The following is a 10308-nucleotide window of genomic DNA, read 5'->3' as shown; positions in this document are numbered from 1 at the left end:
TATTCTATATTGAAAACATTTTTTAATTAATTTTAAAATTTTCTATTTTGGCGATAACTTTTTGTATGATCCAATCAGGAGTACTAGCACCTGCACTAATACCACAATGTTTTTTATCTAAAAACCATTCTTTTTTTAACTCTTCTTCGGTTTCAATTAGATAACTATCTTCACAATTGGTTTTTGCAATCAAAAAAAGTTGTTTTGTATTGGCTGAGTTTTTACCCCCTACAACAACCATAACATCACTTTTAAGCGAGAGTTCTTTAATGGCATCTTGATTTTTAAAGGTTGCATCACATATAGTATTAAAAACTCTTACTTCTTTGGTTTTAAGTATTAAAAAATTTACTATCTCCATAAAATGTTCAGGCTTCTTAGTTGTTTGGCTTACTACAGCTATTTTATTAGGAAGTTTTATATGTTGAAGCTCTTTTTTATCCAAAACTACATAAGCTTTTGTGCTTACATAACTTTTTACTCCTTTAACTTCGGGATGATTTTCATCTCCAAAAATAACAACTTCATAACCCTCCTTGCTCATTTGCTCGCAAATTTGTTGTGGCTTTGTAACAAAAGGACAAGTGGCATCAAAAATTTCTATATCTTTTTTTCTCAATTCTTCTAAATCTTGCTTTGTAATACCATGAGTTCTTATAATAGCCTTTTTTTCATTGCTTAAAGCTTTTATATTTTCCAAAGTTTTGACATTAAAATTTTTTTGTAAACGAGAAATTTCTTCGTTATTATGAATAAGAGGACCTATAGTTGCGGCATCTTTTATTTGTTCTGCTTTTTTAATAGCTCTTTTAACACCAAAACAAAAACCATAGTTTTTTGCTAATTCAATAATCAATCCTAGCTCCTAAATTTGATAAAATCTCTATAAAATTTGGAAAAGAAGTTTTTATACAATCACTATCATCAATCTCAACTCCACAAAGCAAACCTAAAATAGCAAAACTCATAGCAATACGGTGATCCCCATAGCTTTTAATTTTTGAAGATTTTAGTTCGCATCCACCTTCTATTTCAAAACCATCATCAAGTTCTCTAGCTTCAACACCACAAAGCTTTAGATTTTCAACCATCACAGCAATCCTATCGCTTTCTTTAACGCGCAATTCTTTAGCATTTATTAAACTAGATTTACCCTTAGCTAAAGCAAAAGCTATGGCCAAAGCAGGCGCTTCATCTATCAACCAAGCGATATTATCTTTAACTTCTATGCCATTAAGCTTGCTAGACTCTACCCTGATCTCACCAATAGTTTCAAAATCATTTTGAGTTATTGTCATTTCAAGTTTGGCGCCCATTTTTTGCAAAATTTTATACGCCTCTATACGAGTAGGATTAAGTAAAATATTTTTTAAAATAATTTGAGATTTAGGCAAAATAATAGCTGCTAAAGCAAAATAAAAAGCCGAAGAAGGATCATTAGGAATGATTATATTTTGAGCTTTTAAAGGTTTTTTTAAAGGACTTATTTCAAGACTTAAGCCATCGTTGCCAACCCTTATTGGAGCTTTCATAGCCTTTAACATGTTTTCACTATGATTTCGACTAAGAGAAATTTCACTAAAAGTGCATACATTATCAGCTCTAAAAGCAGATAAAATCATAGCTGTTTTAACTTGAGCTGAAGAAATTTCGCTTTTATAGTTAAAAGCTTTTAAATTTTGACCTTCTATACAAAGTGGAGCTAAATTTGCCTCATTTCTTCCATAAATTCTAGCGCCTATTTGAGTAAGTGGTTTGCTTATCCTTCTCATAGGACGATTATTCAAATACTTATCTCCACTTAAAACAAAAAAACCAGAAATTCCTGCTAAAAATCCTATCATCAAACGCATAGCAGTTCCTGAATTTCCACAGTCTAAAATACAATTTGGAGATAAAATTTCTTTAGGGGGTATAATTTTGACGCAAGAATCTTTTTCTTCAATTTTAGCTCCAAGATTTTTTATAATTTCAAGAGTGTTTAAAGTATCTTGAGCTAAGAGATAATTTTGAGCCTTATTTTCTTCTTGTGTTAAAAGCGAAAATATAGCAAAACGATGAGATATGCTTTTATCTGCTGCTATATTTTCAAGTGTAGCATTTACAGGGGTTTGCAATTTGTAAATTTTCATCTTAAACCAAGACCCAAATTTTTAAGAGTATTTAAAATTTTATCCATGCATTCATTTACTTGATTATCTTCTAAAGTTTTATTTATATCCCTAAAAGAAAAACTTATGGTAATGCTATAAAATTCTTTAAGGTTTTCATCGCTATAAATATCAACTAAACGAAAATTTTCAAGTATTTCTAAATTTAATTCTTCGATACAATTTTTAATCTGATTGTATTCAAAACCTTTAGGTATTAACACGCTAAGATCTCTGGTGATAGCTGGGAATTTGGAATAAGGCTTAGCTATTTTAAAATCTTGCTTAATTAAATCTAAATCAAGTTCGCAAATATATGTTTTTGGCAAATCTCTCTCATTTTCTATTTTTAAATGCAAACGGCCTATAAAACCTACTTTAATATCTGATAGATAAATATCTGCTTGTTCATAAGGGCTTAAAATATTATATTTTGATGATTTTAGTTTAAAATCGCCTATAATATTTTTAATGTCTAAAAGAAAATCATAAAATTGCACCGATTCAGGTTTTGCCTTGTTGGAAATTTTAGCTTCTTCTTTTAAGCCAGAATGGATAAATGCGATACGATTTAATTCTTGATTATTGACATTGAAAACAACCCCTAGTTCAAAAAGTTTAATAATTTTTTTAGAATTTTTTGCATTTAAACTTGCTGCATTCAATAAATGATTTAAAAGGGTTGTTCTTAAAGTATTAAGTTCTGCTGTAATTGGATTGATTAGTTTTAATTTAACAGAGTCAAAACCCAATCTTTTAAGTTCTTCTTCATTGTCTAAAACATAATGTAAGCTTTCAAAATAACCACTAGCTACTGCTCTTTTCCTTAAATTTAAAAACTCAATATAATTTTTATATGCAGAATTTAAACGATTTTTTTCTACAAATTCTAAACCCTTGGAAGCAATATTATCAATACCTATAATTCTTACAACTTCTTCGCAAATATCTGATAAATTTTTAATATCAGGACGATGTAAAGGTGCTTTAACATTTATAAGCCCTTCGCCTGAAAGTATAAGTTCAAAACCTAATTTTTTCAATATTTTTAATACTTCATCTTTATCAACATTTTGCCCTATTATATCGCCAATACTTTCAATACTTATTGGTATGATTGGTAATTCTTTGTCGGTTAAAATTTGTTGAGAAGAACTATAAATAACAAGATTTGGAATCTGCTCAAAAATACTAAGTAAAAAATCCATTCCTAAATTTAATTTAGGCTCACTTCCCCTAAAACTTCTATAAAGTATTTTTTCATCTTGATCTTTATGATATATTTTAGCATCTGCAATCACCAATGGATCGGTATAATTAGCCTCAATAATAATTATTTTAGAATCATCTTTGCATCTACTTTCATTATTTTGGAAAATTCCGCTAAAGCTTAAAAGTTTATCTTTGTAAGATACTTTTGTTTCTCCATGCATTTGCTTGCTTAAATTAATGGTAAATTCTTCATCTTTTTCAGAAAAACTACTTAAATCATAAGCATTAAAAAGAACACCAGTTGAATGCGTTGCATAATTTAATAAATTTTCTATGGAATTTTTTCCCAAACTTTCAATTTGAGCAAGTCTTAAACTAAGCAATAAATTTGTTTGAATTTCTTCTTTTAGCTCTATGGCTCGATAATTATAAAGTCCGTTAAGTTCTTTCTCAGCTGCTAAGCGCAAAATTCTACCAATACCTAAAACATTTTCACTTTCTTTGAATGGTTTTGGTTCTTTTAAATTTAAATTTAAAGCTGTAGCTAAATCACGAGCAATGCCATAAATACTTAAACAATCACCCCTATTAGGAGTAAGTTCTACTTCTATTAGCTCATCATTAAAAATTTCATAAGTATTTAAAGGTCTCCCAAGTTCTAATTTCCCTATACTCTCATCTAAAAGCATAATTCCTTCATTGATTTTTTCAAAACCCAGTTCTAAACTAGAACAAAGCATACCACAAGAATCCACTCCTCGTAATTTTGCTTCTTTTATTTCCATACCGTTTGGCATGATAGCACCTTTAGTTGCAACAGCTACAAATTGTCCTGCATCAACATTCGCAGCACCGCAGACAATTTGCAAGGTTTCACTTCCGATATCAACTTGACAAATGCTTAATTTATCTGAATTTTCATGTTTAATTTTTTCCTTAACATAGCCTACAACAACTTTATCTGGAGCCTTTAAAGCGCCAACTCTATCAACTTCTATACCTATAGAGTTTAAAGTTTTAGCTATTTTATCTGAACTTATTTCTTCAAGTTCTAACCAATCATTCAACCAACTTTTAGTAATTATCATCTAAACTGCTCCAATAATCTTAAATCACCTTCAAATAAAGATCTTAAATCTGGAATTTGATGCAAAAGCATTGCAAAACGTTCTACTCCTAATCCAAAAGCATAGCCACTTACATTTTCATAACCAACAAAATTATAAACATTAGGATCAACTATTCCACATCCTAAAACTTCGAGCCAACCTGTATGTTTGCAAACTCTACAACCCTTTCCTTTGCAAAATACACAAGAAATATCAACTTCAGCAGAAGGTTCTGTAAATGGAAAAAAACTTGGACGAAAACGAACTTTCACATCTCCAAACATATAACGCAAAAAATCTTCCAATACACTTTTTAAATTTGCAAAGCTAACCTTTTGCCCTTCTTCCACTACAAGGACTTCAACTTGATGAAACATAGGAGTATGCGTAATATCAAAATCTCTTCTAAATACAGCACCAGGGGCTATCATCCTAATAGGAGGTTTTTGTGCAAGCATTGTCCGTATTTGCACTGGCGAAGTTTGTGTTCTTAAAAGCCTTTTATCATCAAAATAAAAGGTATCTTGCATATCTCTTGCAGGGTGAGATTTAGGTAAATTCAACGCTTCAAAATTATGAAAGTCATCTTCTATTAAAGGCCCTTTTTCTATGCTAAAATTCAAAGCTATAAAATACTCTATGATTTTATCCATGGTACTCATAACAGGATGCAAGGCACCTGTTGTAATACTTTCATCAAAATAGTTAAAATTTAAAGCATCTTGTTTCATTCTTTCTTCTAAAGCAAGATTTTCCAAATCTTTAAATTTAGCTAAATAAGCCTCATTAAATATTTCTTTTTGTGCATTTAGTTTAGCAGCAAATTCTTTTTTCGCCTCATCTTCTAACTCTTTAAGCTTTGTAAAGCCTTCTGTTAAAATACCTTTTTTTCCAAGAACGGAAATCCTAATGGCTTCCAAATCATTTAAATTCTCACATTTTTGAATCTGTTCTATAAAATTTTGCAATTTTCTTACCTTAAAATAAAATATTTCAAGTTCTAATTCTATTAAAAACTATTTTAAATTCAGCATAAAAACCAAACTTTAAAGATATAATTGTATCAAACCAACAATAAAAAAGGATAAATAATGCAAGAAAAAACAATTTTTGAACTCATAGTTGAAGGTAAACTTCCATGCAATAAAGTGCTTGAAAGTGACGATTTTCTAGCATTTCATGATATTGCACCCAAAGCACCCATACATATACTTATAATCCCTAAAAAACATTTTAAAGACTTTCAAGAATTTGATCCTGAACTTATGGCCAAAATGACAAGTTTTATACAAGAATTAGCTGTTCTTTTAGGCGTAGATAAAAGTGGATATCGCTTGGTAACAAACTGTGGAAAAAATAGCGGACAAGAAGTTTTTCATTTGCATTTTCATATGCTTGGAGGTTTTGAACTGCCTAAGGAAAAAACAAAAAAAGAAAATCCTCAAGCTTTATTTTAATTTAAATGGTAGAAAAACTACCATTTAAATTATTTTGTCAGAGGTAGCAACATTCCCTCGTATAATTTTTGATAAATTTCATCACCGCATAACTTTTTAGCTAGTTCTAAACCAAAAAGAATTGCCGTAGCTGGACCTGCTGAAGTTATAACATTTTTATTTACAACTACAGCCTTGTTAACACGATTTCCATTAAGTCCAACTTCACAACTAGGATAGCAAGCAAACTCGCCCTCTAAAACACCTGCTTCATTTAAGACTATAGGAGAAGCACAGATTGCGGCAACAATTTTATTGTTGCTATGAAGTTGTTTAATGATATTTAAAATAATATTTGAATTCTTAAGATTCATCATACCTTCAAAGCCACCCGCCAAAGCAATGGCATCTAAATTTTCTATATCAACATCCTCTATAGAACAATCTGCTTTTATACTAATGCCATTAGCACCCTTTACTAATAACTCACTATTTAACGAAGCTATAACAACTTCCAAATCCGGATTTAATTCTCTTGCTCGTTTTAAAACATCTGCAATTCCTATAAATTCAGCTTCTTCAAAACCTTGAGCCAATGGAATTAATACTTTTTTACTCATTTTGTTCTCCTTTTTTATATTTTTTAAATCTTTCTTCTCTTTCTTTGTTTTTTTGCATCATTTGATGATTGAATCCTATGACCAAAACAATCATTAAAAACACAAAAATAACTATTAGAATGAAATTTAAAATTTCCATAAATACAACCTTATTTTTAGGAAATTCTAACATATTTTTTTAAATCTTTAGAGAAAATTCAAAGATATTTCTATAAAATCTTTTTTTAAATAATTTCTCTGAAAAGGTTTACAAATTGAATCAGAAAAATATAAGAATTTTTGTTTTTTTTGTTATTATTATTTTATGGGGCTATTTTTCTTTCCCTATAGAAATATTAAAAATTCAAGATCCTAGCGGAGTTGTAAGCTATGGCTATACAGAAAATGCAAAAGCTTATTTAAAAAGTTATCTTATTACGCTTTTATTAACTGCTTGTGCTGTTATTATCGGAGTGATTATTGGTTTTGGCTTAGCTATTTTACGATTCTCTAAATTTAAAACACTTAATTTTATTATAGATGAATATATAGACATTATACGAGGAACACCAGTAATTTTACAATTGATGATTTTTGCTTTTGTAATTTTTACTTTTATAGATAACCTTTATGCAGCCATTCTTGCACTAGGACTTAATAGCTCGGCTTATATAGCAGAAATTGTAAGAAGTGGCATTAATAGTGTGGATAAAGGACAAATGGAAGCTGCAAGAGCAATGGGACTTGATTACAAAACTTCAATGAAAGAAATTATTCTTCCTCAGGCTACTAAAAACATTCTACCTGCATTAGCTAATGAATTTATTTCTTTATTTAAGGAAACTTCTGTTGTAGGATTTATTAGTGTTGTTGATATTACCATGCAAAGTCAAAGCTTGCAAGCCGTACTTTACAATCCAAAACCTATTATTTTCACTGGACTTGTTTATTACGTAAGTGTAAAAATTTTTAGTTATTTTGCAAAAAAACTTGAACTTAGGATGAATAAAAATGATTGAAGTTAAAAATTTACAAAAAAAATATGGAGAATTAGAAGTTTTAAAAAATATTAACACTACAATCTCAAAAGGCGATGTAATAGCTATCATAGGTCCAAGTGGAGGAGGAAAAAGTACATTTTTACGCTGCATCAATCGCTTAGAAGTAGCTGATAGTGGGGAAATTTTAATCAATAAGCAAAACATACTTGATAAAGAAATTGATATTAATAAGATCAGGCAAAAAGTTAGCATGGTATTTCAGCATTTTAATCTTTTTGCTAATAAAAATGTTATGGAAAATTTATGTTTAACGCCCATTAAAACAGGAATTTTAAGTCAAGAAGAAGCCATAAAAAAAGCAAAAATACTTCTTGCTAAGGTGGGTTTAGCAGACAAAGAAAATATAATGCCCCATAAGCTCTCTGGTGGACAAAAACAACGCATAGCTATTGCTAGAAGCTTGATGATGAATCCTGATGTTATTTTATTTGATGAGCCTACTTCAGCTCTAGATCCTGAAATGATAGGCGAGGTTCTAAGCATTATGAAAGATGTTGCAAAAGAAGGTTTAACTATGCTTGTGGTAACCCATGAAATGGGTTTTGCTAGAAATGTTGCCAATCGTATATTTTTTATGGATAAAGGAAAAATTGCTGTTGATGCAAGCCCTAAAGAAGTATTTGAAAATCCTAGCAATGAAAGATTGAGAGAATTTTTAAACAAGGTTTTAAATCATTCATAAGCCATTAAGGCTTATGAATTTTAATCCCAACATTCAGCGTTTTTAATTCCAAGTTTACTAGCGTTAAATTTAGGATCTATACCAGATTTTTGTTGCGTATTAAAATCTTTTAAAACTTTATTTACTATACCACCTAAAAGCAATAAAGATATAATATTTGTCGTTGCCATGAAAGCCATAGTCAAATCAGCCAAATTCCAAGCAAGTTTTAAATTCATTTGCGAGCCTATAAAAATCATAGCTACAGCTGTAATTCTAAACAAATTCATTACAAATTTGGAATTTGTTAAATATTTAACATTAGCTTGAGCATAATAATAATTTCCTATTAAAGAAGTTATTGCAAAAAGAACAATAGCTATAGTAATAAAATGGATTCCAAAGCTACCATAATACTCACGCATAGCTTCTTGAACTAAAGGCATTCCACCATCGATTTTACTTTCTCCAAGTCCTAAATATGCCATAGAAAAAAGAACTAAAAATCCAGAACTTGTACAAACAACAACATCAATTAAAACTGAAAAGGCTTGTATAACACCTTGTTTAGCTGGATGACTTGTCAAAGCTGCTGCAGCTGCATTAGGTGCCGAGCCCATACCTGCTTCATTTGAAAAAAGTCCTCTTTTAATCCCTATAACTAAAGCAGAACCAGCAAAACCACCAAAAATCGCTTTAAAATCAAAAGCACTTTGTAAAATCATATGAACCACAGAAGGAATTTTATCAAAATTCATTAAAACAGCAATCACGGCAAGTAAAACATAAGCTAAAGCCATAAAAGGAACAATTAAAGAACTAATTTTACCTATTTTAGTATGGTGAGAAAAAAACATCCATGCACCAAAAATAGTTAAAACAATACCAATAATCATTGGCCAAGAACTTGATGCAAAATCTACAGCAGCATTTGGATTAAACATATCATAATAAACTTTAAAAGACGAAGTCATTGTTTGACTTTGAAGTCCGTTAAATCCATAAGCATAAGTAATAATAAGAATAAAAGCAAAAAAAGCTCCAAAAAAATGTGAGCCTAAGGCTTTTTTTATATAATAAGCTGGACCACCTTTAAACCCGCCTGTATCATCTTTTGATTTGTAAACTTGAGCTAAGGTACTTTCAGCAAATGCTGAGGCACCACCAAAAAATGCCATAACCCACATCCAAAATAAAGCACCAGCTCCACCTGTAGCCAATGCCAAAGAAATTCCAGCGATATTTCCTATACCAACTCTAGAAGCAGTTGAGATCATCAATGCTTGAAAAGGTGAAATATGTTCTTTAGTGTGTCCTTCGTTTTTTTCTGTAAGAATTTTAAATACAGAACTCAACATACGAAACTGAACAAAGCGAGTTAAAAAACTATAATAAAGCCCACAAACAATAAGTAAAACTACCATAATAATGTCTGTATTTGGGACAATCTTATTAGCTATAATATCAGACGCTTTATTGGCAAAATCTAGTATAATATCTAAATTCATCCAAACTCCTCAAAAAATAATCTAAATTTTACTTTAACATAATTTTTATAAAAAGGACTTTATGATTTTATTTGTTTTAAGTTATTGTGTAAATTTGAAACTTTTAAGAAACAAAATTGCTAAAATTTTGTCTTAAAGCTTCATAAGAGATTATACCAACGCTTGTAGCTAAATTTAAACTTCTTCCATAAGATTTCATAGGTATAGTTATAGCATTTTCCCAATTTAATTGCATTAATTCCATAGGTAAGCCATAACTCTCACTTCCAAAGAATAAGAAATCATTTTTTTGAAATTCTGCATCAAAATAAGCTTTTTGACTCTTAGTTGTTGCGAAAAAAAAGCGATTTTTATAAATCATATTTTCATTTAAAAATTCTTCAAGATTCTCCCAAATAATAGGCTCTAATTTATCCCAGTAATCAAGTCCTGCTCTTCTAACAGCCTTTTGAGAAATATCAAAAACAGTTGGTTTAACAATATGAAGTTTAAAACCAGCATTAAAACACATTCTACCTATACTACCTGTATTTTGCGGTATTCTAGGGTGAACTAAAACTATATTAAACATG

General features: G+C 29.9%; 11 protein-coding genes. 3 read left to right on the top strand and 8 right to left on the bottom strand.

Translation table 11 applies throughout. The annotated features are described in order from the left end of the window. Nucleotides 1-22 precede the first annotated feature (22 nt). The 4 genes from AJ932_RS06750 to pheS are packed head-to-tail and all read right to left on the bottom strand — an operon-like array spanning nt 23 to nt 5439. Nucleotides 23-856: a 4-hydroxy-3-methylbut-2-enyl diphosphate reductase gene (locus AJ932_RS06750; protein WP_002861592.1), complete on the bottom strand. Its 834-nt coding sequence runs from the start codon at nt 854-856 to the stop codon at nt 23-25. Further along, complete coding sequence (gene aroA / locus AJ932_RS06745) at nt 846-2132, bottom strand: 3-phosphoshikimate 1-carboxyvinyltransferase (RefSeq protein ID WP_070278559.1); 1287 nt, start codon at nt 2130-2132, stop codon at nt 846-848. The genes AJ932_RS06750 and aroA overlap by 11 nt, the downstream gene beginning before the upstream one ends. Next, complete coding sequence (pheT, locus tag AJ932_RS06740) at nt 2129-4450, bottom strand: phenylalanine--tRNA ligase subunit beta (RefSeq protein ID WP_044780503.1); 2322 nt, start codon at nt 4448-4450, stop codon at nt 2129-2131. The genes aroA and pheT overlap by 4 nt, the downstream gene beginning before the upstream one ends. Then, nucleotides 4447-5439 (bottom strand): phenylalanine--tRNA ligase subunit alpha, encoded by a 993-nt coding sequence (pheS, locus tag AJ932_RS06735; RefSeq protein WP_004305945.1) that lies wholly within the window; start codon nt 5437-5439, stop codon nt 4447-4449. Before pheS ends, pheT begins: the two co-directional genes overlap by 4 nt. Nucleotides 5440-5562: 123 nt before the next feature. Here pheS and AJ932_RS06730 point away from each other — a divergent pair, with 123 nt between their 5' ends. Continuing rightward, on the top strand, nt 5563-5928 hold the full coding sequence (locus AJ932_RS06730) for a histidine triad nucleotide-binding protein (RefSeq protein ID WP_002857192.1): 366 nt from the start codon (nt 5563-5565) through the stop codon (nt 5926-5928). Nucleotides 5929-5957: 29 nt separating this feature from the next. On the opposite strand, the gene AJ932_RS06725 is transcribed toward AJ932_RS06730, so the two are convergent. Continuing rightward, on the bottom strand, nt 5958-6527 hold the full coding sequence (locus tag AJ932_RS06725) for a DJ-1 family glyoxalase III (protein WP_004305949.1): 570 nt from the start codon (nt 6525-6527) through the stop codon (nt 5958-5960). After that, complete coding sequence (locus AJ932_RS06720) at nt 6520-6699, bottom strand: hypothetical protein (protein ID WP_072224015.1); 180 nt, start codon at nt 6697-6699, stop codon at nt 6520-6522. Before AJ932_RS06720 ends, AJ932_RS06725 begins: the two co-directional genes overlap by 8 nt. An 82-nt stretch (nt 6700-6781) precedes the next feature. Here AJ932_RS06720 and AJ932_RS06715 point away from each other — a divergent pair, with 82 nt between their 5' ends. Further along, a complete protein-coding gene (locus AJ932_RS06715; protein ID WP_004305952.1) occupies nt 6782-7525 on the top strand; it encodes an amino acid ABC transporter permease in 744 nt (247 codons plus the stop codon). Continuing rightward, nucleotides 7518-8249 carry an amino acid ABC transporter ATP-binding protein gene (locus tag AJ932_RS06710; RefSeq protein ID WP_002861599.1) on the top strand — a complete coding sequence of 244 codons (732 nt, stop codon included), beginning with the start codon at nt 7518-7520 and terminating at the stop codon, nt 8247-8249. The genes AJ932_RS06715 and AJ932_RS06710 overlap by 8 nt, the downstream gene beginning before the upstream one ends. Before the next feature lie 20 nt (nt 8250-8269). Here AJ932_RS06710 and AJ932_RS06705 read toward each other — a convergent pair whose 3' ends face one another. Then, nucleotides 8270-9736, bottom strand: a complete 1467-nt coding sequence (locus AJ932_RS06705; RefSeq protein ID WP_002861600.1) for an alanine/glycine:cation symporter family protein — start codon at nt 9734-9736, stop codon at nt 8270-8272. A gap of 103 nt (nt 9737-9839) precedes the next feature. Further along, the gene (locus AJ932_RS06700) at nt 9840-10307 is read right to left on the bottom strand and encodes a tRNA (cytidine(34)-2'-O)-methyltransferase (RefSeq protein WP_002921721.1); all 468 of its coding nucleotides are present in this window, start codon (nt 10305-10307) and stop codon (nt 9840-9842) included. Nucleotide 10308: the final 1 nt, after the last annotated feature.

This window comes from Campylobacter sp. BCW_6873, assembly GCF_001762365.1.
Lineage (GTDB): Bacteria > Campylobacterota > Campylobacteria > Campylobacterales > Campylobacteraceae > Campylobacter_D > Campylobacter_D jejuni.
Note: the sequence above shows the minus strand (reverse complement) of the source record. Positions and strands in the feature narration are given on the sequence as shown.

What these genes read in the sequence shown, in the direction of transcription:
- pheT (WP_044780503.1), bottom strand. Translation starts at nt 4,450, where the DNA reads ATGATAATTACTAAAAGTTGGTTGAATGATTGGTTAGAACTTGAAGAA.
- AJ932_RS06730 (WP_002857192.1), top strand. Translation starts at nt 5,563, where the DNA reads ATGCAAGAAAAAACAATTTTTGAACTCATAGTTGAAGGTAAACTTCCA.
- AJ932_RS06705 (WP_002861600.1), bottom strand. Translation starts at nt 9,736, where the DNA reads ATGAATTTAGATATTATACTAGATTTTGCCAATAAAGCGTCTGATATT.
- AJ932_RS06710 (WP_002861599.1), top strand. Translation starts at nt 7,518, where the DNA reads ATGATTGAAGTTAAAAATTTACAAAAAAAATATGGAGAATTAGAAGTT.
- aroA (WP_070278559.1), bottom strand. Translation starts at nt 2,132, where the DNA reads ATGAAAATTTACAAATTGCAAACCCCTGTAAATGCTACACTTGAAAAT.
- AJ932_RS06720 (WP_072224015.1), bottom strand. Translation starts at nt 6,699, where the DNA reads ATGTTAGAATTTCCTAAAAATAAGGTTGTATTTATGGAAATTTTAAAT.
- AJ932_RS06725 (WP_004305949.1), bottom strand. Translation starts at nt 6,527, where the DNA reads ATGAGTAAAAAAGTATTAATTCCATTGGCTCAAGGTTTTGAAGAAGCT.
- AJ932_RS06700 (WP_002921721.1), bottom strand. Translation starts at nt 10,307, where the DNA reads ATGTTTAATATAGTTTTAGTTCACCCTAGAATACCGCAAAATACAGGT.